Genomic DNA, 21,793 nt, shown 5'->3' with positions numbered 1-21,793 from the left:
GGATGGTATCGAAGCATAAAAACCGCTGGTTGAGGCGGTGGCTGGTCGTCATCATTTTCTGGGCGGTGCCCGTGGCGATCGTTGCAGTCAGCGAGATCCGGGAGGAAATGGCGTACAACGCCGTCGACCTCGACCGTGCGCTGACCACCTGGAATTTCACCGACGCACAACGCGCCGCCGGCGCGCCTGCGCGCTGCCATGGCAAGCCCGACGAGGCTCAAGCCGCGGGCTGCCCGGCCGATGTGCTGGCGGCCAATGCGCCGCGCCAGCAGGACGCCCGCAACGAATACAGCGTGCGCCGCTCCACCCTCATGGGTTACCTCTGGCATGCGTTCGTCGGCTACTGGATCGTGCCGGCCGTCGCGCTGTTCCTGATCGGCGTATTGATCGGCATGATTCGCCGCGTGTTGCGGCGCCCGCCGGTCAAAAGTCCGGCAAACCATGGGTGAGGATGCCGGTGCGGATACGGCGCGGATGCAGCGTCGAGGCAACACTTTCAATTCGATTTCAACTCGAATCGTGAACGTGCAAAATCGGTAAAAACCGGTCTTCGATACGGTTTCAACCTGACCGTCTCCGAGTCGCTCTCCGTCCGGCACGAGTCGCGAGACGCCCATTCGAAGGCGCTGGTGAAGCCCCTTGCAACGCTCTCCCGCCACCGGTCAAAATTACACGAGCACCCTTTACGAAAAGTCGCAAACCCCCGCCCCACAAGGCTTTTCACCGAACGACGAAGTACGCCCTCTACGCTTGCGTGTGATATAACTCAAAGGCAGCCCGGCAACACCCTATGAGGTTGCGCCCAGGAACCATGATGGAGAAAAACGATGCAAAGACGAAACTTCATGCTGAAGACTACCGCTGCGCTCGCTTTCGGAGGCCTTGCACTCGCTGGTTGTACGACTAACAGCGGCAACCCCAACACCCCCTCCACTGATGCCTCCAAACGCCAGTCGATCGATGCCAGCGTCGACGGCACCATGTCGCGCCTGTTCACGACCGTGAAGGGTTCGCGCGAACTCGTATCCAAGGCGCGCGGCGTCCTGGTGTTCCCGTCGGTACTGCAAGTGGGCTTCATCGTTGGCGGCCAGTATGGCGAAGGCGCGCTGCGCGTAGGCGGCGGCACGGTCGGCTACTACAGTACGGTTTCCGGCTCGTTCGGTCTGCAGGCGGGCGCGCAATCGAAGGCCATCATCTTCCTGTTCATGACGCAGGACTCGCTCGACACATTCCGCAATGCCGACGGCTGGTCCGCGGGCGGCGACGCCTCCGTCGCGCTGGTGAAGATGGGCGCCAACGGCGCGATCGACACAACCACGGCAACGGCCCCGGTCGAAGTATTCATTTTGACCAATGCCGGCCTGATGGCCGATGTCTCGCTGCAAGGCACCAAGGTAACGCGCCTGAAGATCTAGGCACTCGGTCCCGCGCGATCTCGCGCGAACCGATTGCCGGCCAGAGGCACGGCGGCAATAAAAAAACGGCGATGCGTTGTGCACATCGCCGTTTTTTTCATACCGCCGTGCGGGCCGGTTTTACGCCGTTCAACTCCCCGACGTATCGATCACCTTGAAGCGCGAGCGCTTCTGCGCTCGAATCACCGACTGATACGCATCCACATACTGCTGCGCCATCCGGTGCGACGTGAAGCGCTCTTCGAAGCGTTGCCGCACGCCCGCCCGCGGCATCTTATGCAGGCGATTGACCGCTGCCACCGCGCCGATCTCGTCTTCGACGATAAAGCCCGTCACGCCGTCGTCCAGCACTTCCGGCACCGAGCCGCGGTTAAACGCGATCACCGGCGTGCCGCACGCCATCGCTTCGATCATCACGAGGCCGAACGGCTCCGGCCAGTCGATCGGGAAAAGCAGCGCATGCGCGCCGGATAGAAACTCGGCCTTCTGGTTATCCGCGATCTCGCCGATGAATTCGACATGCGGCAAGTCCAGCAACGGCCGGATTTCGCGCTCGAAGTATTCGCGGTCGGCGGAGTCCACTTTCGCGGCAATGCGAATCTGCATGCCGCAGCGTCCGGCAATCCGGATCGCGGTATCGACGCGCTTTTCCGGCGAAATACGGCCCAGAAACGCGAGGTACTTCTGCTCGACCGGTTGCGGCGTGTAGAGCTGTTCCGGCAGACCGTGATAGACGGTGGTGAGCCACTTGGCCTGCGGCAAGGGATGACGCTGCGAATTCGAAATCGAGATCACGGGCGCGGTGTTGAAGGTGTCGAACACCGGCTGTTGCTCGGGCAAATCGAGGCGCCCGTGCATTGTCGTGACGAAGGGTGTCTCCTGGCGCTTGAAGACCGAAAACGAGTAATAGTCGAGGTGAAAATGCAGCACGTCGAAGTTTTCGGCCTGGCGGCGCACCAGTTCCATCAACAGCATATGGGGCGCAATGCGGTCGCGGATACCCGGGTCCAGACGCAACGCACGCGGCCAGACGGCTTCGAGCTTCGCGCTCGTAACGGAGTCGCCGCTCGCGAACAGCGTCACGTCATGGCCGAGATCGACCAGCGCCTCGGTGATATAGGACACGACGCGCTCCGTGCCGCCGTATAGCTTCGGCGGCACCGATTCGGTCAAAGGGGCGATCTGCGCAATCTTCATATTTTGTCTCCGTGAACTGACGGCTCGCGCCAATGGCGGTGCACGTCAGCGGCGCTGCTTATGACAGCGCCGGTCCTTCTCCATCAATGCAGTGGACATCGAGCGTCCGCCTGCACCATCCGCATCACACCATTATTCACCAGGGCGGAACAAAAAGCCCTTGGCCTTTCAATTCCTGAGCGCTGTTACATTCAGCTTACATCCGTTGGCGCGCCTATTATCCGCTCAGGGACGTAGCTCAGGCACATTGCCTGGGCAACTCGCTTGCCCGTTGCCCTTAACCAGATTGCAGGGCCACGCTTATCGCGTCGGCCATTTCCACGGCGGCAGGTCGCGATCGTCCGCATCGGTGATCCGTGTAGCGCCGAAGTGTTTCTCGAGCACGATCGACTGGCTGCCGTCCTCCCGTTCGAGCGCCGCGATCAGCCGCGCCGCGTGCGACACCACCAGCACCTGCGAATGCGCGGAAGCCCGCGCAATCAGGCGCGCCAGCGCCGGCAGCAGGTCCGGGTGCAAGCTCGTCTCCGGTTCGTTCAGCACCAGCAAAGCCGGCGGACGCGGCGTGAGCAACGCGGCCACCAGCAACAGATAACGCAAGGTGCCGTCCGACAGCTCCGCGCCCTTGAGCGGCCGCAGCAAGCCGTGTTGCTGCATCGACACTTCGAAGCGACCGTCCTCCGACGAGGCGACGTCGAGGCGTGAACCGGGAAAGGCGTCGTCGATGGCGGCATCGAGCGCAACCGGGTCGCCGATCTCGCGAATGGTTTGCAAGGCCGCGGCGAGGTCCGCGCCGTCGTTCGAGAGCACCGGCGTGTGCGTGCCGATCTGCGGCAGACGCGCGGCCGCGTCTGCATCCGTGCGGAAGTGGTCGTAAAAGCGCCACGAGCGAATCTGCTCGCGCACCGTGATCATCTCGGGAGCGGTCCGCGGGTCGGAGAACTCCGTCATCATGCTGTCGAAGCTCGCGACAGGTTGCGGGATGGTTTGCCACTCGCCCTGTTCGTCACGTGTGCGTAACGCTGCACCGTGCCGGTCGACCAGCAAGGCCGACGGCCGCAGCACCGGGCCGCTCCAGATGCACTCGCGTTTGATGGTGGGGTCGAGCGGGAAGCGGGTGGCCCTGTCGAGCGGCGGCAAGCCGAGATCGATCGCATAGCCGAACTCATCGCCGGAAAATCCAAGCCGTAGACTCACCGGGTCTTTGCGGCGCGTACCCTCCACGGGCAATTCTCCGGCCAGCATCGCGCGCGAGAAACGTTCGGGCCCAGCCCACAAGGTGGATTGCAAACCGCCCTCACGCGCAAGCGATGTAATCACTCCGCCGCGCGCTGTCTCGGCCAGCAAACGCAACGAGCGGTACACGCTCGACTTGCCGCTGCCGTTCGCACCCGTGATGACGTTCAACTGCCCGAGCGGCACGATCAACTCGCGCAACGACCGATACCCGGCGATGGCCAACGTCCTCAGCATGCGGCCACCTTGCGATCAAACGCGCGCTGCCGGGCGCTCAGTAAAACCATTCTGTTCACACGCACCATCACTTATGCCCACCGCCTTTACCCGGCGTCTGCACGGGCACACTGCGCAAATCGTTCAGGAAGGTATCGCGCCACACGCCGAGATCGTTCTTGCGCAGCGCCGCCATATTGATCTCGTGACGCCGCTGGCGTGCATCGAGCGGCATTTGCAGCGCGCGCTGCAAGGCCTCGCACATGCCGATTGCATCGTGCGGATTGACCAGTAGCGCGCCCGTCAATTCCGCCGCCGCGCCGGCGAAAATCGACAGCACCAGTACGCCCGGATCGTCCGGGTTCTGCGCGGCGACGTATTCCTTCGCGACCAGGTTCATGCCGTCATGCAATGGCGTAACAAAGCCAATCTGCGACTCGCGAAACAGCGACATCAGTTTCCAGCGGTCGTACTGCTGATTCAGATAGCGGATCGGCGTGTAATCGAGGCCCGAATAACGGCCGTTGATGCGCCCTGCTTCGTATTCGAGATCCTGGCGGATCTTCTGATAGGTGGCGACGTCCGAACGGGTCGGCGGCGCGATCTGCACGAGCGTCACGTTGCCGCGCCATTCCGGCGAGCGTTCCAGCAGTTGCTCGAAGGCGCGAAAACGTTCGACGAGTCCCTTCGAATAGTCGAGCCGGTCGACGCTCATGATCAGCTTGCGGCCCTCCAGACTCTGCTTCAGGTCGAGCACGTGCTGGCGGCTTTCGTAGCGCTGCGCCTGTTCAGCGATTTCATCGGGGAACACGCCGATCCGATAGACGCCCGTGCGCAGCTTGCGGCCGAAGGCTTCGACATGATTGCCTCCGCTGACGGTGCCCCGCACGTGGCGCGTCACGTAGTCGTGAAAAGCGAGTTCATCGGTGGCGGTCTGGAAGCCCAGCAGGTCGTAGCACGAGAGCGATTTCACCAGCTCTTCGTGCGGCGGAATGTTGAGCAGGATCTGCGGCGCGGGAAACGGAATGTGCAGGAAAAAGCCGATGCGGTTCGTGATGCCCTCGGAGCGCAGCGCTTCGGCGAACGGGATCAGATGGTAGTCGTGAATCCAGATGACATCGTCGGGTTCGAGCAGCTTGATCAGCTTGTGCGCAAGCCAGGCGTTGACGCGGCGATAGCCTGCGTATTCTTCGCGCTCGTAGCGCGCAAGGTCGTTGCGGTAGTGGAACACCGGCCACAGCGTCGCGTTCGAGAAGCCGCGGTAGTACTGGTCGTAATCCTTGCGCGTGAGGCCGACGGTCGCGAAGGTTACCGCACCATCCTGCTCCAGCGTCGGACCGGCGTTAGCAACGGTCTCGCTCACCACGTCGCCGCTCCAGCCGAACCACACACCGCCCGCGTCCTTCAGCGCGCCGAACACACCGACCGCAAGGCCGCCCGCAGCCCCCTTGGTTTCCGTCGGCGTTGCGACACGATTCGACACGACGATCAGTCGGCCCATGTTGGTAGTCCTCCTTGGTTCGCACGGCGCGGCGTTCACGCTACAGCGGCTTGTGACGCCTTGAGCGCTGCAACACTTCGATGACGTCAAGCGGCTGAATCACACGCGATACCGCACCAGGTTCGTGAGTCAGATGGAGGGTTCGACCGCCTGGGTGTCCGATCAGTTGCACTCAACTGCGTGCCGACGCCGAACGCACCGAGCCGCGTATGCAGCGGCGCTTCGACGATACGGCTGAGGTCGTCGGGAGTTGGCATGGAGGGTGCTCAAGCCGGCGGCATTCTGAATGCGGCCGGGTTTGAGCCAAAATCAACTACGCGATCAGCTGCCGCTCTTGCAAGGAAATGCCTTGCCGAGCCCGAGCGAGATCGCCGTGCTGGCGTTATAGCCCGCAACGATCGGATTCTCCGCGATGTACTTGCGTACCGCGTCGGTGAGTTGCGCCGAGCGCGCATCCGGCGGCAGGCAGTAGTACTGGCCGACGCGCGGCCCCGTCGTGCCGCCGATCGCGTCGATCGTATTGAAGATGCCGTCGGCGGCGCCCTCGATATACGCGGCGCACGCACTACGCGATGCCACATCGGTTTTCGTGCACAGCTTGTTGAGGTCGCCCCCCGTAAACGCGGCTGCCGATAGCGGTACGGCAAGCGCGCTGGCGAAAATCAAAGCCCGCAGCATGGTGTTCCTTTCCAGGGTCGTTTATCAGGCGGTCTTGCGCCGCATCGAACCGGCGCGCCTCGCAACGCGCCAAGTCGTCATTCTGCACTGTTTTGCGAAGCGGCAGGCATGCCAACAGGTGCTAACTTCAGGCAAATTTTTGGTCCGGGGAACTAGCGATCCAGTGGCCGGTTCTCCAGATTTTCTCGCAGCTTACTTCTGTTGCATCTGTTGCAGGCGCGCGGTGAGGCCTTCGACCACATCCGGTTCCTTGTAGGTCTTCGCGAAATCGAGCGCGGTTAGGCCGATCTGGTTCTTCACCGTGAGGTCCGCGCCGTTATCGAGCAGAAGCTTCACTGTCGACACATGACCGCCGCGCGCGGCCATCATCAGCGGCGTGGTGCCGTTAGGCGAGCCGGCGTCGACGTAGGCCGAATGGTCGAGCAGCACCTTGACGATATCGTCGTGGCCGTTCGCAGCCGCGTAGTGCAGCGGCGCCCAGCCCTTCTTGTTGACTTCGGCATCTTTCGCGATCAGCAGGTTGACGAAGTCGAGATCGCCGGCCAGCGCGGCCATCATCATTGCGTTCTCGCCGGCCTTGTCCTGAATCTCGATGTTGGTCTTCGGGTTGGCGAGCAGCGCGGCGCCCACCTTGTCCGACTTCTCGCGCGCGGCGAGCACCAGCAGCGGGATGCCCTGGTTGTCGACGCTGTTCGGGTCCATGCCCTTGGCGAGCAGCTTGTTGACGCCGTCGACGTCGTCGAATTTCACCGACTTGATGAGCGAGTCGATCGGCGCGGCCTGAACGGGCGCCGCGACCAGCGAGCTCAGCGCAGCGCAGGCAAGCGTGGCGGCCAGCGCAAGGCGCGACGCGCCGCGGCGTGCCGAACCGAAAGCAGTTTGCGCTGCTGAAGTCTCTTGAACCGCTGCCGTCGAAGTCGAATAATTTGTCATGTTTTACTTTAGGAAACTTCCCTATCCATTTGATATTTATTGGCTTTACCGATCACACACCAGCCGGCGCGGGAATCTTGAAGAGCCGGAAGAAGTTTTGTGTCGTCGCGGCGGCCAGCGCCGTATCCGGCATCTCGCGCTGTTGCGCGATGAAGCGTCCGACATAACTTACGTACGCAGGTTCATTAGGCTTGCCGCGATACGGCACGGGCGCGAGGTACGGCGAGTCGGTTTCGATCAGCAGACGCTCGAGCGGCACGCGGCGCGCGACGTCCTGCACGTCGGTCGCGCTCTTGAACGTGACGATGCCCGACAGCGAAATGTAAAAATTCTGCGCCAGCGCCTGCTCGGCAACCGCCCACGGCTCGGTGAAGCAATGCATCACGCCGCCCGGCTCGCTCGCGCGCTCCTCGGCCATGATGCGCAGCGTGTCTTCCGACGACGACCGGGTGTGGATGATCAGCGGTTTTTTCGTGGCGTGCGCGGCGCGGATATGGGTGCGAAAGCGCTCGCGCTGCCATTCCATATCGGCGATCGTGCGGCCTTCAAGACGGTAGTAGTCGAGGCCGGTCTCGCCGATCGCGACCACTTTCGGATGGTCGGCGAGCTCAATCAGTTCGGCAAGACTCGGCTCGCGCATGTCCTCGTGATCGGGATGCACCCCGACCGACGCGTAGACGTTCTCGTACTGATTGGCGATTGCCAGCACGGACGGCAGTGTCTCCAGGTCGACCGATACGCACAGCGCATGCGTGACTGAATGGCTGCGCATGTTCTCGAGCACCTGCGGCAGGCGGTCGGCGAGTCCTTCGAAGTTGATATGGCAGTGCGAATCGACAAACATGATGATGTCCTGCTAAGTAGCTGGGTGTGAACCGGGCTGTAAATCGTGGCCGCAAATCGTGGCTGTAAATCAGGCCGCGGCCGGCTCGAGCCGTTTGCCGAGAATCACCAGATCGCGTTCCACGCCATCCAGCACCGCAACGCGCGGCAGCGAGCCCCACGTATCGAAACCGAAGCCGCGGAACAGGCGCAGGCTCGCGTCATTGTGACCAAAGATAAAGCCCAGCACGCTGTCGATGCCGAGCGTCGGCGCCACTTCCAGCGAGGCTGCCAGCAGTTGCTTGCCAAGCCCCTTGCCGCGCGCGCTTTCGTCCAGATAGATGCTGACTTCGGAGGTGCGTTGATAGGCCGGGCGGCCGTAGAAATCCGAGAAGCTCAACCACGCGATCACGCGGCCGGACTGCTGCGGATCTTCCACCACCCACAGCGGACGCTTGTGCGGCCCATGCGCATGAAACCATGCCAGACGGCTTTCGATGCTCACCGGCTCGAGATCGGCCGTGACTTGCCGCGACGGCACGGTCGAGTTGTAGATGGCGACGATCGCGGGCAGATCGTCGAGCGTGGCATCGCGGTAGGAAAGACTCATGGTGCTTTGACGTGAATTGGAAGACGAATCAGCGGACGGATGCATGAATCAGTGCGGCGGGTTAAGGCACGCCAGCCTTGCACACACCGTCGGCCATCAAAATTGATTTACGCGAACAGCTCGCGGTAGCCGATAAACAGTTCTTCGAACACCAGCCGCGCGTTCAGCGGATGGTTCTCGACAGCGCGCTGGCGCGTCACGGTGCGCATGAAGCGCGCAAACGCGCTGGCATCGGCTTGCGACGCACAGCGCGACAAGGCAGTCGACGCCTGCGGAAAATAACGCGGCGCGCCGGCCGTGCGCTGCGCCAGCAAATCGTACATCCAGCGCTGCAGCCAGCCGAGCACGAGCGGCACCGGCAGCTTCTGCAGCGCCTCGCCGCAGGCGAAGGCGTCGCAATCGGCGCCCGCGGCCAGTTGCTTCAAAGTCCAGTCGCGCAGCGTGCGGTTCTCGTCGCTCGCCAATGCGAGGGCCGTGAGCGGCGCGCCGCCGGCTTCGGCGAGCAGCGCGGGCGCTTCGGCGACGCCTTGCGCGGTGAGCCACTTCGTGGCGACTTCCGGCGCAGGCATCGTCATCGGCCATTGGCGGCAACGGCTGATGATAGTGGGCAGCAGGCGGTCGATGCGCGCCGACACCATCAAAAACACTACGCCGGCCGGCGGTTCTTCGAGCGTTTTCAGGAGCGCGTTGGCCGCGGCGATGTTCAGCCCCTCGGCGGGATACAGCACGACCACGCGCGCACCGCCGCGGTGCGACCCAACGCCGACGAAATCGAGCAGGCCGCGAATCTGCTCGATCTTTATCTCCTTGCTGGGCGCGCGCGTTTTCTTGCCTTCGTCGCCGTCGGCCTTTTCGGCTTTTTCGTCCGCAGCGCCGGCGAGTCCGGCTTCGGCGGCCAGCGCTTCGGGCACGATGATCCGATAGTCAGGATGGTTGCCCTGCGTGAACCAGTTGCAGGCGACACAGGCGCCGCACGGCTCACCGTTGGCCTGCTGGGCCTCGCACAAAAGCCCCTGCGCGAGGTGCTGCGCGAAGCGCAGCTTGCCGATCCCCGCCTGGCCATGCAGCAGCAAGGCATGCGGCCAGTGCCCACGCAACTGCTGCAGGCGGTTCCAGTCATCGGCTTGCCACGGATAAATCATCGTTTCTCTTTTAAATCAATCGGTTGGCGACGTTTTGTGAGACATAACGTGAATTACGTCTGTCGTCATAACTCGGGATTATATTCTTTTAAAATCAAAGAACTGTGATCAATTCTTCAAGCTGTTTCTGAATTCGCGCGATGGTCTGCGAAGAGTCAATGATAGCGAACCGGTACGGCGCTTCTTCCGCGCGGCGCAGATATTCGGCGCGGGTGCGGTTGAAAAATGCCTCCGACTCGCTTTCGAACCGATCCGGATCGCGCGCGGCGCTGCGCCGTTCGCTGGCCACCTCCGGCGTCAGGTCGAACAGCACCGTCAGGTCCGGCTGAAAACCGCCCTGCACCCAGCGCTCCAGCGTTTCCAGCTTGTCGCGCGGCAGGCCGCGGCCGCCGCCCTGGTAGGCAAACGTCGCGTCCGTGAAGCGGTCGGACAGCACCCAGTCGCCGCGCGCAAGCGCCGGCTCGATCACCTCGGCCAGATGCTGGCGGCGCAGCGCGAACATCAGCAATGCCTCGGTTTCGAGGTCCATCTTCTGATGCAGCACGATTTCGCGGATCTGTTCGCCAAGCGGCGTGCCGCCCGGCTCGCGCGTCATCACGACCGAGCGGCCGGTGCTCGCGACTTTCTCTTCGAGGCGTTCGCGAAACCAGCCCAGGTGGGTGGTCTTGCCGGCACCGTCGATGCCCTCAAACGTTATAAATTTGCCCCGCGCCATCATTGCCCTCGAATGTATTTGTCCACGGCCTTGTTGTGATCGCCGAGGGTGTCAGAAAAGATACTGCTGCCGTCGCCGCGCGAAACGAAATACAGCGCGGTGGATTGCGCCGGGTTCATCGCCGCCTGCAGCGATGCGACACCGGGCAGCGAGATGGGCGTTGGCGGAAGCCCCATCCGGGTGTAGGTATTGTAGGGAGTGTCGGTCTGCAGGTCTTTCTTCCTGATGCGGCCGGCGTAGCTGTCGCCCATGCCATAGATCACCGTAGGGTCGGTTTGCAGCGGCATGCCCACGCGCAGACGGTTCGCGAACACGGCGGCCACCATCGGCCGGTCCGATTTCTTGCCGGTTTCCTTTTCGATGATCGACGCCATCGTCAACGCATCATACGGAGTCTTGTACGGCAGGTTCGGCGCGCGCGCGGTCCACGCTTCGTCCAGACGCAGCCGCATCAGCCGGTACGCGCGGCGATAGATGTCCAGATCGCTGGTGTTCTTGTCGAACAGATAGGTGTCCGGGAAAAACAGCCCCTCGCCGTTGCCGATCGGCGCTTCCGGCGCGTTGATCGCGTTCATCAGATCGGTGTCGCTCATGCCGGCCGTGTCGTGCTTGAGCGCCGGATTGCCGTCCAGCTCGGCGCGCATGCGCTTGAAGGTCCACCCCTCGATGATGGTCGCCACGTATTCGTTGACGTCGCCGCGAGCGATTTTTTGCAGCACCTCATACGGCGTGATGCCCGTCTTGAATTCGTAGTTGCCCGATTTCAGGTCGCTTTGCAGACCGAGCAGCCGCGTCATGATGACGAACAGTTCAGGCTCGACCGGCACACCGCCGCGGTTGAGCTGCAGCGTGACGCTGCGCAAGCTGCTGTGCGGCTTGACGGTGACATCGAGTTGCGCGGGGGTCAAATCGAGTGGGCTGGTGGCCCAGTGATATCCGCCTGCGATTGCGGCTGCGGCCAGCACAATGACGATTGAGCCGGCGACCAAACATTTCTTCAGAAGGGACATGCGTAACGGGGCTGGGTTGGACCTCATATAATACTTGTTTGCCTTAGCTAAAGTCAGAATTGACTGTTCCCGGAATCCATGAACACACCGCTCGCTACCGCTTCAGGCACGCCTTCAGTTGCGCCCGCAGTTGCTCACACGGGTACCGCCGCCACGGCACAGGCTTCCGCGTCCGCCGGACTTCCTGTCTTGCCGCGCCCCGCCGCTGACGAATTCGCCGCTGTCATCGGGCAAGGCGCCTACATGCCGCTGACGCAATTCGGCGTGATCGACGTAACCGGTGACGACGCGGCGAGCTTCCTGCACGGCCAGTTGACCAACGACACCCAGCACCTCGACGCCGCCAACGCGCGCCTCGCGGGCTATTGCTCGGCCAAGGGCCGGCTGCTGGCGTCGTTCCTGACGTGGCGCACCGGCGAGACGATCCGTCTGCTGGTGTCGAAGGACGTGCAGGCCGCCGTGCAGAAACGGCTGTCCATGTTCGTTCTGCGCGCCAAGGCCAAGCTGGTTGATGCGAGCGGTGAACTGGCGGTGGTGGGTCTGGCGGGCGACGTGCGCAAAGCGCTTTCCGGCGTGTTCGATGCGCTGCCCGACGGCGTGCACGTTCAGGTGGACGGCACGGCGGGGTCGTTGATTCGCGTTCCGGACGCGCTAGGCCGCCTGCGCTATCTGTGGGTCGGCCCGAAGGCCGCGGTCGAAGCGCGCCTGCCTGTGCTCGACGAAAAGCTCAAGCGCGTGTCGCCGGCGGTATGGGATTGGCTCGACATTCGTGCGGGCGAACCGCGCATCACGCAACCGGTGGTCGAGCAGTTTGTGCCGCAGATGGTCAACTTCGACGTGCTCGGCGCGGTCAATTTCCGTAAAGGCTGCTATCCGGGTCAGGAAGTCGTGGCGCGCAGCCAGTATCGCGGCACGATCAAGCGGCGCACCTCGCTCGCGAACGTGACGGGCGAACTGGAGACGGTCAAAGCCGGCGCCGAACTTTTCCATTCGAACGATCCGGGCCAGCCGTGCGGGATGGTGGTGAATGCGGCGTCGGCGCCGGAGGGTGGCGTCGACGTGCTGGTGGAGATCAAGCTTGCGGCGCTCGAAGGCGGCACGGTGCATCTGGGCGCGGCGGAAGGTCCGGTGCTGACGTTCCTGGCGTTGCCGTATGGTTTGCCGACTGAGGTCTAAACGCCCGAACCCGAGCGGCGCAATCGAGCGCCGCTTTTTCATGGCATCTGTTCCTCCACCGTCCCCACCGGGAGACTCCACCCGATGTGCCTGATCGTTTTCGACTGGCGGCCCGATGCGGTCGACGGACCGCTCTTCACGCTCGCCGCGAATCGCGACGAATTCTTCCGCCGCACCGCCGAACCGATCAGCTGGTGGCATGATGCGCCGACCGTGCTGGCCGGACGGGATCTGGTGGGCGGCGGCACGTGGCTCGGTATGTCGCGCGATGGCCGCTTTGCCGCGCTGACCAATTACCGCGCGCCGCACGAAATGCGCGCCGATGCGCCGACCCGCGGCACGCTTGTCAGCGACTGGCTCAGTGGCTCCGCAAACGGCTCGCACAACGAGACGGACGGGACGCACGAAACGCCGCTCGACTATCTGCGACGCGTCGCGCAAACCGGCGATATCTACAACGGATTCAATCTGCTCGTCGGTGACTGGACGCGCCGCGAACTCGGCTGGTACTGCAACAGGTCGAACACCGCGCCCACCCTGCTCGAGTCCGGCACGCACGGCATCTCGAACGCGGTGCTCGATACCGCCTGGCCGAAGCTGGTCAAAAAGCGCGCGGAACTGGGCGCCATGCTTGCCCGCGATGCGATGCCGCCGCTTGAACGCCTGATCGATCTGATGCGCGATCCGCAGCTCGCGCGCGATGACGAATTGCCGTCCACCGGTATTCCGCTCGAACGGGAGCGGGCGTTGTCGGCTGCTTTTATTGAAACGCCGGAGTACGGCACGCGCGGTACGACCGCGGTGCGCGTGGTGGCGCATGGCGACGTGATCAGCGTAGCGGCCGCCGAGCGTAGCGACGATAACGGCTCGCATCGGATCGTACGGCCCGGCGATTTCGAGCGCAGCTTCGCGTTCAATGTTGAACGCGAGATCGCCTGACGAACGTTTAGCGACTAGCTCGGCTATTCACTGCCTGACGATCACTGAATGACCGCCTCACCGTGGTGCAGTCGGGTGATCAATCGCACGATCTCCCAGCCTGCCTATACAGAGCGCAAACTACTCCACGCCGAACGCCGCCCGCAACGCCGCGGCGGCATCCGCATGTGCCTCTGCAACGTCAGGCACGTAGCCACCCATCTTGAAGAACTCGTGAATCATGCCCGGGTAGCGTTTCAGCGTGACCCGGTTACCCGCTGCGCGCAGTTTCTCCGCATACGCATCGCCTTCGTCGCTTAAAGGATCGTATTCGGCGGTCGCGATCCATGCCGGTGCAATGCCGCTGAAATCCGGCGCGCCGCGCGTGCCGTCGAGCGGCGCGAAACGCCAGTCGTCGCGGTCGCTTTTATCTCGCACGTATTGGTCGAAGAACCATTGAATTGTGTCACCCGAAAGCAGGAAGCCGTTGGCGAGGCGCGCGTGCGAATCGGTTTGCTGATAGCCCGTGGTACCCGGATAGATCAATAGTTGCAGCGCGAGCTTGATGCCCGCGTCGCGTGCCAGCACCGCGCACACCGTTGCCAGCGTGCCGCCCGCGCTATCGCCACCCACGGCTAGCCGCTCCGCATCGACGCCGTACTCCGCTGCGTGCGCGTGCAGCCAGGTCAACGCGTCGAATGCGTCTTCAACGGCGGTGGGAAATTTGTACTCGGGCGCAAGCCTGTAATCGACCGACAGCACCGTGCAATGTCCGTCGCGCGCGAGCATCCGGCACAGCGCATCGTGCGTATCGACACTACCTACCGTGAAGCCGCCGCCGTGGTAATACACCAGCGCCGGCGCAGGCTCGGCCCAACTCGGCTCGACCGGCTGATAAAGCCGCGCGCGAACCGTCGCGCCGTCACGTGTCGGCACGTGCAGGGCTTCGACCGAGAACATCGGCGCGCTCGCGATCTCCAGAATCGGCGCGCTTTTTTCGTAGGACGCGCGCGCCTGTTGCGGAGTCAACTCGTGAAGCTGCGGGCGTTTCGCGCGCGCGATCATGTCGAGCACCTGCTCGATTTTCGGGTTCAGCGGCATTGGACGTCGAGTGGCGCGTGGGCGGCGAAGGTTAGTGGATCAAAAGTGGGAAACAGCGCCTAGCTCGCGTTCTTCACTTCGGGCTTCAGCGACATCGGATCGGTCGGGTTACGCAACGCCTCGATGTCCTCATGACGCAGCTTCACCGTCGCCATGATGCCCGGATGCGTGACGATGTAAAAACGCCGCGCCGCAATCGCTTCGAACGTGATCTCGGCGACGTCGGCCGCGCTCAGCTTGCCCGATTGCACCGCGCGCTGCAGTTGCTTGCCGGCGGCGATCTGCGAGCGGGTCGGCCTGCTATCGTTGCGCAAATCCGCAGGCCGCGCGCGTTCCGCGTCGGCGATGCCGGTCGGCACGAAGGCCGGGCACAACAATGAACAGCCGACTGCGCCGCCCTCCGCATTCCCGGCTTGGGCCAACTGCAGGTCGTGATAAAGCGTCTCCGTCAACGACACGACGGCGTGCTTCGAGGCGTTGTAAATGCCCATCGCGGGCGGCGACAGCAAGCCCGCCACCGATGCCGTGTTGACGATATGCGCGGGTTCGTTCTGCCGCAGCATGATCGGCGTGAAGGCGCGCACACCGTGCGCGACGCCCATCACGTTGACGTTGAACACCCACGCCCAGTCGTTCGCCGTGCTTTCCCAGAGGAAGCCGCCCGAGCCCACGCCCGCGTTGTTAAAGAGCAGATGGACTTTACCGAAGGCGTCGAGCGCCGCTTGCGCGAGCGCTTCGACCTGGGCGGCGTCAGACACGTCGGTCGGCACGCCAATTGTCTCGGCGCCGCCGGCGCGCAATGCGTCGACGGTTTGCGCGAGCGCCTCGGGATTCACATCGGCCAGCACGAGCTTCATGCCGAGCGACGCGCCCTTCTCCGCGAACGCCCGGCCGAAGCCGCTTGCCGCACCGGTGATCACCGCCACCTTGCCTTCAAATTCGAACATCCTTCCTCTCCTGGATTTAGCGGTCGGGGATTATCGGTTGAGTCTCATCGACAGCCCCCGCGTTCAGATCAGCTTGACGAGCTGCTTGCCGAAGTTCTTGCCCTTCAGCAGACCGATGAACGCCTCGGGCGCCGCTTCGAGCCCTTGTGCGATGGTCTCGCGATATTGCAGCTTCTTCTGCGCGACCAGCGTGCCGAGTTGCTTGAGCGCTTCCGGCCAAACGTCCATATGCTCGCTGACGATGAAGCCCTGCACCAGCAGCCGCTGCGTGAGCATCAGCGACGGATGCTTGAGCGGCATCGGCTGGCCGTCGTAGCCCGCGATAAACCCGCACAACGCGATACGGCCGAACGCATTCATGCGCGCAAGCGTCACGTCGAGCACTTCGCCGCCGACATTCTCGAAGTAACCGTCGACGCCGTCCGGCGTCACGGCCTTGAGCTCCTGATACAGATTGCCGGCCTTGTAGTCGACGCAGGCATCGAAGCCGAGCGTCTCGACCACATAGCGGCACTTGTCCGCGCCGCCCGCGATCCCGACCGCTCGCGCGCCGGCCAGCTTCGCCAGTTGCCCGACCACGCTGCCCACCGCCCCGCTCGCCGCGCTGACCACCACCGTGTCACCCGCCTTCGGCGCAATAATTTTGTTCAGACCGTACCAGGCCGTCACGCCCGGCATGCCAACCGGGCCGAGATACGCCGACAACGGCACATGCGTATCGTCGACTTTCTGCACGCCCGCACCGTTCGAGGTGCCGTACTCCTGCCAGCCGAACATTGCGACAACCTTATCGCCGACCGCAAACTTCGGATTCTTCGACTCCACCACTTCGCCCACCGTGCCGCCGATCATCACTTCGTTCAGCGGCTGCGGCGCTGCGTACGACTTGCTGTCGTTCATCCGGCCGCGCATGTACGGATCGAGCGACAGGAAGTGATTGCGCACGCGGAATTCGCCATCGGCAAGCGGCGCCAGCGGCGTTTCAACGAGCTTGAAGTTATCGGGCGTAACAGCGCCTTGCGGACGCGAAGCCAGCACGAGTTGACGGTTGATCTGAGGCATGACGATCGTCTCCATGAGTTACCGATGTGATCGGCGAATAGTTCGAAGCAACAGCGTCTGCAAAAGAGGAGTCAGCGCGCGCGGCACTCGACACGCGCGCTATTCGTCCGGTGATTAACCGTCGCTTGGACCCGGTTTCGCCGAAGGATCGCTGCGCAGACGCTGTCGCGTCACGTCGCGGCCCACGGCGAGGCGCCGCATATATTTGAACGTGCCGAGTGCCTTGGCGACGAAGTGGCCTTCGCTGTCGCGAATCTCGCCTTCGCAATAGGCCATGGTGGTCGAGCGGTGCAGCACGCGGCCGGTAGCGCGCAATTCGCCGCGTCCTGGCTGCATGAAGTTGACCTTCATCTCGACGGTGACCACGCCGACGCCGTCACCGGCCAGACTGCGCGCGGCCATCGCGAGCGCGACGTCGGCGAGCGTCATGGTCACGCCGCCATGCGCGACGTCCCACGTGTTCATGTGATCGGGTTGCAGCGGCAATATGACTTCGCTGGCGCCGTCGGCCGCCGACAACAACTGCGCTCCGAGCCGGTCGACGAACGGGCTTTCGGGCAGCGTCGCGCTGCTCGCTTTAGATGAAGATGAGGATGAGTCGGTCATTGCGGATTTCAGATTTCGTAGTCGACACATTCACGCGATTCGCGCACCGCACCTGTGAAACCCTTCAGCGCCGTGTGCGTCGGATGGACCTGGTAGGCGTCGAGCGCGGCCTTGTCGGTGAAGTCCGAGACGAGCACGATGTCGTAGGTCGATTCGAGGCCCGGTGCCGCGATGCCCACTTCGAGCTTGAGGATGCCCGGAACAATGCCGCGGCAGCCTTCGAGTTTTTCCTTCAGCTTCAGGACGTTTTCGGCACGCGAGGCACCTTCGGCGTGTTCTTTGAGTTTCCACATCACAATATGACGGATCACGGGATCACCTTCTTCGATTCAATTCGTTGTGCCGGGACTTGGCACAGCAGGAAATCATAACCGTTACGGCGTTCGCGCATGCGCCAGCCTCTGTGCCGCCAGACGCCCTAACCTGCGCACCGCGTCATCGGCCTGATCGAGATCCGTACTCGGGCAACTCAGACGAATGAAATGATCGAAACGCCCTGCGTTCGAAAACACCGTGCCCGGCATCAAGCGAATGCCTTCATCCAAAGCCGCATCGAAAAATGCAGCCGATGACACGTCACGCGGCAGCTCGATCCAGAAAAACATGCCTCCGCCCGGCGGCGTAAAGCGCGTGCCCTCGGGAAACGATGCCGCGATCGCTGCGGCCATCCGTTCGCGTTGAATCCGCAGACGATCGCGCAAACGCCGCAGATGCCGTTCATACGCATTCGTTTCCAGAAATTCGGCGAGCACGACTTGCGACAACTGCTCGTTATGCCGCGACTGCGCGAACTTCAGCATGCCGATGCGCGGATGCCAGCGTCCGCCGTTGATCCAGCCGACCCGCATGCCGGGTGCGAGGGTCTTGTTGAACGACGTGCAATGGATCACCGTGCCGTCGGTGTCCCAGGCCTTCAACGATCGGGGTGACTGTGCGGCGTCGGAGAGTTCGCGGTAGGGATCGTCTTCGATCAGCGGAATGCCCGCTCGCGCGCAGAGTTCGACGAGCTGTGCCTTGTGCGTGTCGGGCATCACGCTGCCGAGCGGATTCTGCAGATTCGGCACGACCACGACAGCCTTGACGTCGGGATGCGTTTGCAGCGCGAACGCCAATGCTTCGATGGCAATGCCGGTGGTCGGACTGGCCGGAATTTCGAGCGCGCGCAGGCCGAGGCTTTCGAGCACTTGCAGCAAGCCGAAGAAGCACGGCGATTCCACCGCGACCGTGTCGCCCGGCTGCGTCACCGCGCGCAAGGCCAGGTTCACTGCCTCGATGCCGCCGTGGGTCATGATCACGTCGTCCATGCCGATCTGGATGCCGGCGTCGAGCGCACGGCGCGCGATGATGGCGCGCAGCTCGGGATCGCCCTGATCGGGTCCGGCCGCGGTCAGCAAGGTCGGCCGTCGGCGCAAGGCGCGCAGCGCGGCTTTCTGCAGGGCGTCGGTGGGGTAAAGATCGGGAGATGCGGTGGCGCCGCCGAGGTTCAGCGCGTCGGGATAGCGCTGGAATTTCGACACGATCGCCGAAATCGCCGAGTGGATGCCGACGAACTGCGCCGCGCCGGGCACGACCGCAAGGTCGGGCTCGGTTGCCGCGGGCAGCGCCGCCGCTTGACGGGCGCGCACGAAATAACCGGCGCGCGGCCGGGCGTCGATCAGCGCGGCGCGTTCCAGGGTTCGGTAGCTCTCGGTCGCGGTTGCGAGGCTCACGCCGTGCCGCTGCATGAAGGCGCGCATCGACGGCATGCGGTCGCCGGGACGCAGCACGCCGTTATCGATCGCGCGACGATATTGGTCGGCCAGTTGGCGATAGAGGGGGCGGCCATCCGCGGGCCGGCCATCCGCGGGGCGGCCGTCCGCGGGGCGGCTGTCGGCGGGCAGCGCCTCCGTGCACGTTGCGGCTTGTGCGTCGGGTATCGAGGTAAAAGTGCTCATGAGCCGATGGTGCGGATAGTTAGGGCGTGACGACAGATACACATCGGCGAGATTCCAACCGATACAGCATGTTCAAACCCCGCCTTGTACCGGTTCACATTGTCCATTATTGCGCCTGTTTTCACCTGGACGGACTCAATAAGCTGTGTGGCATGAAAACGGTTTAAAGGAATCGGTCATGCCCATCACCCAACCTCGCACCGGTTTACCTCACGATGCGACCACTTCGCGCGTTGCCACCGGTCAGATGGCCGTGCACGATCTGCGCGCGCGGACCTCGATCGTGGCCGTCGAAGGCAATCTGCAGCTCGCCTTCCGCGATCATTCTCTCGCGTGGCTCGGAGACGCCGTGCCGGTCACGTCGGTCACGCTGCATGAAGGCGAACGCTATGTCACGCCACAGCGCGGCATCGTGTCGATCAGCACAGTGCAAGCGCAATCCGCGGCGTTCGTCGTCGAGCCATGGCACGCTGAACACGAATGGCACCGCTTCATTTTCATCAGTCAAGCCGTGCGCAAGCTGACGAGCCTCGTGAAAACGCGGCTGCAGCGCGCCACCTGAAACGTCGCTACCGGCGCACAACGGCCCGCTACAATGCATGACCCAAGCCGCTTCCTTCGAGGTATCGGTCATGCCCTTCTTTCGCGTACTGCTGTCCCGCCCTGATGCCCGTTACGCCTCTTATGCCAGTTATGCCCGTCTGGCCGCGATCCTCGCCGTCATCACACTGACGCTCAACGGCTGCGCCGGTCTATTCGGCGGCGACCCTTTGCGCGTAAGCGTGGCCGGCATCGAACCGGTCGACGGTCAGGGTCTGGAGATGCGCTTCAACGTCAAACTACGCGTACAGAACCCCAATGAATCCGCTGTCAACTTCGACGGCGTGTCGCTTGCACTCGAACTGAACGGCAAACCGTTCGCCAGCGGCGTCAGCGATCAGAGCGGCACCGTGCCGCGTTTCGGCGAAACGGTCGTCAACGTACCGCTGACAGTGCCCGCCTTCGCCGCGGTTCGCCAGGCGTTCGCCTTTGCCGGCGTCGCACAGTCAGGGCAGATTCCGTACATCCTGCGCGGCAAGCTCGCGGGCGGCCTGATAGGCACGACACGTTTCGTCGATCAGGGTACGTTGAGCCTGCCGGCGCTCGGTATGGCGTTGCCCTGATTTAGCCCGGTTCGCGCCGCCAGTCGTTGTGCTCGTGTTGCATGCCGGATACCCAAACAAGCCCGACCCACACATATAAAAAACGGGTGCCGTGGATTCAATGCCTGCACACCCCATCGCACCGAACCACACGACACCCGCTTTTAATCAAGCCCGCTCGCGCCTGATCAAACCACTTCGAACAGGCCCGCCGCACCCTGGCCGCCGCCGATACACATCGTCACGACGACCAGCTTCGCACCGCGCCGCTTGCCTTCGATCAGCGCATGACCGGTCAAACGCGCGCCCGACACGCCATACGGATGGCCCACCGCGATCGCGCCGCCATTCACGTTCAGACGGTCTTGCGGAATACCGAGCTTGTCGGCGCAATACAGCACCTGCACTGCGAACGCTTCGTTCAGCTCCCACAGGTCGATGTCTTCGACTTTCAGGCCTGCCTGCTTGAGCAGCTTCGGCACCGCGAACACCGGGCCGATGCCCATCTCGTCCGGCTCGCAACCGGCCACCGCAAAGCCACGGAAAATGCCGAGCGGTTGCAGCCCTTCGCGCTCCGCGACTTTCGCGTTCATCACGACGCAGGCCGACGCGCCGTCCGAGAACTGGCTCGCATTACCCGCGGTGATCACGCCGCCCGGCATCGCGGTACGAATCTTCGACACGCCTTCGAGCGTCGTGTCGGCACGAATGCCTTCGTCGGCGCTGACCGTGACTTCCTTCGTGAAGAGACGCCCGCTCGCTTTGTCGGCGACGCCGGCCAGCACTGTCAGCGGCACGATCTCGTCCTTGAACTTGCCGGCTTCGAGTGCCGCCGCGGCACGCTGTTGCGAGCGCACGCCGTATTCGTCCTGACGTTCCTTCGAGATCGAGTAGCGCTTCGCAACGTTCTCGGCGGTCTGCAACATCGACCAGTAGATTTCCGGCTTGTTCTGGCTGAGCCAGCCTTCGGTCACCATGTGGCGGTTCATCTCGTTCTGCACGCACGAGATCGATTCCACGCCACCCGCGACGAACACATCGCCCTCACCGGCAATCACGCGTTGCGCGGCCAGTGCGATGGTTTGCAAACCAGACGAACAGAAGCGGTTCACCGTCATGCCCGGCACGCTAACCGGCAAACCCGCGCGCAGTGCGATCTGGCGCGCGATATTCATGCCTGTCGCGCCTTCCGGATTCGCGCAACCCATGATCACGTCTTCAATGCGCGCCGGGTCCAGCTTCGCGCGCTCGACGGCGGCCTGCGTCACATGCCCGCCGAGCGTCGCTCCGTGCGTCATGTTGAAACCGCCGCGCCATGATTTGGCGAGGCCCGTACGGGCGGTCGATACGATTACGGCATCAGTCATGCATCTCTCCTATGTCGACCGGAGTTAGCGCTTTAGTGCTTACTCCGGTCCCATGCCAGTTGGCTGGT

Annotated in this window: 23 protein-coding genes; 6 read left to right on the top strand and 17 right to left on the bottom strand. The window is 63.3% G+C overall.

Annotated elements, in window-relative coordinates; all coding sequences use genetic code 11:
* Window positions 1–2 precede the first annotated feature (2 nt).
* Both R8871_RS21850 and R8871_RS21845 read left to right on the top strand, forming a co-directional pair.
* Complete coding sequence (locus tag R8871_RS21850; RefSeq protein ID WP_175052321.1) at window positions 3–449, top strand: hypothetical protein; 447 nt, start codon at window positions 3–5, stop codon at window positions 447–449.
* 378 nt (window positions 450–827) lie between these two features.
* Entirely contained in the window at window positions 828–1,415 is a 588-nt protein-coding gene (locus R8871_RS21845) for a BPSL1445 family SYLF domain-containing lipoprotein (RefSeq protein WP_175052320.1), read from the top strand.
* A gap of 129 nt (window positions 1,416–1,544) precedes the next feature.
* On the opposite strand, the gene R8871_RS21840 is transcribed toward R8871_RS21845, so the two are convergent.
* The 10 genes from R8871_RS21840 to mltG all read right to left on the bottom strand — a co-directional run bounded on the left by R8871_RS21840 (window position 1,545) and on the right by mltG (window position 11,472).
* Window positions 1,545–2,612, bottom strand: coding sequence for a glycosyltransferase family 4 protein (locus R8871_RS21840; RefSeq protein ID WP_175052319.1), 1,068 nt, complete (start codon window positions 2,610–2,612; stop codon window positions 1,545–1,547).
* A 300-nt stretch (window positions 2,613–2,912) separates the two neighbouring features.
* Window positions 2,913–4,082, bottom strand: coding sequence for an AAA family ATPase (locus R8871_RS21835; protein WP_175052318.1), 1,170 nt, complete (start codon window positions 4,080–4,082; stop codon window positions 2,913–2,915).
* A 67-nt stretch (window positions 4,083–4,149) separates the two neighbouring features.
* Window positions 4,150–5,562, bottom strand: a complete 1,413-nt coding sequence (gene otsA, locus R8871_RS21830; protein ID WP_175052317.1) for an alpha,alpha-trehalose-phosphate synthase (UDP-forming) — start codon at window positions 5,560–5,562, stop codon at window positions 4,150–4,152.
* A gap of 321 nt (window positions 5,563–5,883) precedes the next feature.
* Window positions 5,884–6,240, bottom strand: a complete 357-nt coding sequence (locus R8871_RS21825; RefSeq protein ID WP_054042704.1) for a Rap1a/Tai family immunity protein — start codon at window positions 6,238–6,240, stop codon at window positions 5,884–5,886.
* Between the two features lie 192 nt (window positions 6,241–6,432).
* Window positions 6,433–7,173, bottom strand: coding sequence for an ankyrin repeat domain-containing protein (locus R8871_RS21820; protein ID WP_175052316.1), 741 nt, complete (start codon window positions 7,171–7,173; stop codon window positions 6,433–6,435).
* A gap of 52 nt (window positions 7,174–7,225) precedes the next feature.
* A complete protein-coding gene (locus R8871_RS21815) occupies window positions 7,226–8,017 on the bottom strand; it encodes a TatD family hydrolase (RefSeq protein ID WP_175052315.1) in 792 nt (263 codons plus the stop codon).
* A gap of 69 nt (window positions 8,018–8,086) precedes the next feature.
* Complete coding sequence (locus R8871_RS21810; RefSeq protein ID WP_175052314.1) at window positions 8,087–8,605, bottom strand: GNAT family N-acetyltransferase; 519 nt, start codon at window positions 8,603–8,605, stop codon at window positions 8,087–8,089.
* A gap of 107 nt (window positions 8,606–8,712) precedes the next feature.
* Window positions 8,713–9,747 carry a DNA polymerase III subunit delta' gene (locus R8871_RS21805; protein WP_175052313.1) on the bottom strand — a complete coding sequence of 345 codons (1,035 nt, stop codon included), beginning with the start codon at window positions 9,745–9,747 and terminating at the stop codon, window positions 8,713–8,715.
* A gap of 94 nt (window positions 9,748–9,841) precedes the next feature.
* A complete protein-coding gene (gene tmk / locus R8871_RS21800; RefSeq protein ID WP_175052543.1) occupies window positions 9,842–10,462 on the bottom strand; it encodes a dTMP kinase in 621 nt (206 codons plus the stop codon).
* Entirely contained in the window at window positions 10,462–11,472 is a 1,011-nt protein-coding gene (gene mltG / locus R8871_RS21795; RefSeq protein ID WP_175052312.1) for an endolytic transglycosylase MltG, read from the bottom strand. Before mltG ends, tmk begins: the two co-directional genes overlap by 1 nt.
* Before the next feature lie 78 nt (window positions 11,473–11,550).
* On the opposite strand from mltG, the gene ygfZ reads away from it, so the two are divergent.
* Window positions 11,551–12,648 carry a CAF17-like 4Fe-4S cluster assembly/insertion protein YgfZ gene (ygfZ, locus tag R8871_RS21790; protein WP_175052311.1) on the top strand — a complete coding sequence of 366 codons (1,098 nt, stop codon included), beginning with the start codon at window positions 11,551–11,553 and terminating at the stop codon, window positions 12,646–12,648.
* Window positions 12,649–12,732: 84 nt separating this feature from the next.
* Window positions 12,733–13,587, top strand: coding sequence for an NRDE family protein (locus R8871_RS21785; protein WP_175052310.1), 855 nt, complete (start codon window positions 12,733–12,735; stop codon window positions 13,585–13,587).
* Window positions 13,588–13,707: 120 nt separating this feature from the next.
* Here R8871_RS21785 and R8871_RS21780 read toward each other — a convergent pair whose 3' ends face one another.
* The 6 genes from R8871_RS21780 to R8871_RS21755 form a co-directional block, all read right to left on the bottom strand.
* Complete coding sequence (locus tag R8871_RS21780; protein ID WP_175052309.1) at window positions 13,708–14,667, bottom strand: alpha/beta hydrolase; 960 nt, start codon at window positions 14,665–14,667, stop codon at window positions 13,708–13,710.
* A gap of 59 nt (window positions 14,668–14,726) precedes the next feature.
* Window positions 14,727–15,614, bottom strand: coding sequence for an SDR family oxidoreductase (locus R8871_RS21775; RefSeq protein WP_175052308.1), 888 nt, complete (start codon window positions 15,612–15,614; stop codon window positions 14,727–14,729).
* 63 nt (window positions 15,615–15,677) lie between these two features.
* Window positions 15,678–16,676 (bottom strand): NADP-dependent oxidoreductase, encoded by a 999-nt coding sequence (locus R8871_RS21770; RefSeq protein WP_175052307.1) that lies wholly within the window; start codon window positions 16,674–16,676, stop codon window positions 15,678–15,680.
* Between the two features lie 114 nt (window positions 16,677–16,790).
* Window positions 16,791–17,282, bottom strand: a complete 492-nt coding sequence (locus tag R8871_RS21765) for a PaaI family thioesterase (RefSeq protein ID WP_175052306.1) — start codon at window positions 17,280–17,282, stop codon at window positions 16,791–16,793.
* A gap of 8 nt (window positions 17,283–17,290) precedes the next feature.
* Complete coding sequence (locus tag R8871_RS21760) at window positions 17,291–17,593, bottom strand: Dabb family protein (protein WP_175052305.1); 303 nt, start codon at window positions 17,591–17,593, stop codon at window positions 17,291–17,293.
* A gap of 63 nt (window positions 17,594–17,656) precedes the next feature.
* A complete protein-coding gene (locus R8871_RS21755) occupies window positions 17,657–19,216 on the bottom strand; it encodes an aminotransferase-like domain-containing protein (protein ID WP_246287636.1) in 1,560 nt (519 codons plus the stop codon).
* Window positions 19,217–19,394: 178 nt separating this feature from the next.
* On the opposite strand from R8871_RS21755, the gene R8871_RS21750 reads away from it, so the two are divergent.
* Window positions 19,395–19,778: a hypothetical protein gene (locus tag R8871_RS21750; RefSeq protein ID WP_175052304.1), complete on the top strand. Its 384-nt coding sequence runs from the start codon at window positions 19,395–19,397 to the stop codon at window positions 19,776–19,778.
* Between the two features lie 70 nt (window positions 19,779–19,848).
* Window positions 19,849–20,379: an LEA type 2 family protein gene (locus R8871_RS21745; protein WP_407673186.1), complete on the top strand. Its 531-nt coding sequence runs from the start codon at window positions 19,849–19,851 to the stop codon at window positions 20,377–20,379.
* Window positions 20,380–20,546: 167 nt separating this feature from the next.
* On the opposite strand, the gene R8871_RS21740 is transcribed toward R8871_RS21745, so the two are convergent.
* Window positions 20,547–21,725: an acetyl-CoA C-acyltransferase gene (locus R8871_RS21740; protein ID WP_093633775.1), complete on the bottom strand. Its 1,179-nt coding sequence runs from the start codon at window positions 21,723–21,725 to the stop codon at window positions 20,547–20,549.
* Between the last annotated feature and the right edge of the window lie 68 nt (window positions 21,726–21,793).

The organism is Paraburkholderia sediminicola (genome assembly GCF_902859805.1).
GTDB classification, from domain to species: domain Bacteria; phylum Pseudomonadota; class Gammaproteobacteria; order Burkholderiales; family Burkholderiaceae; genus Paraburkholderia; species Paraburkholderia sediminicola.
The sequence above is the reverse complement of the archived record's forward strand: the minus strand, read 5'-3'. Positions and strand labels throughout refer to the sequence as shown.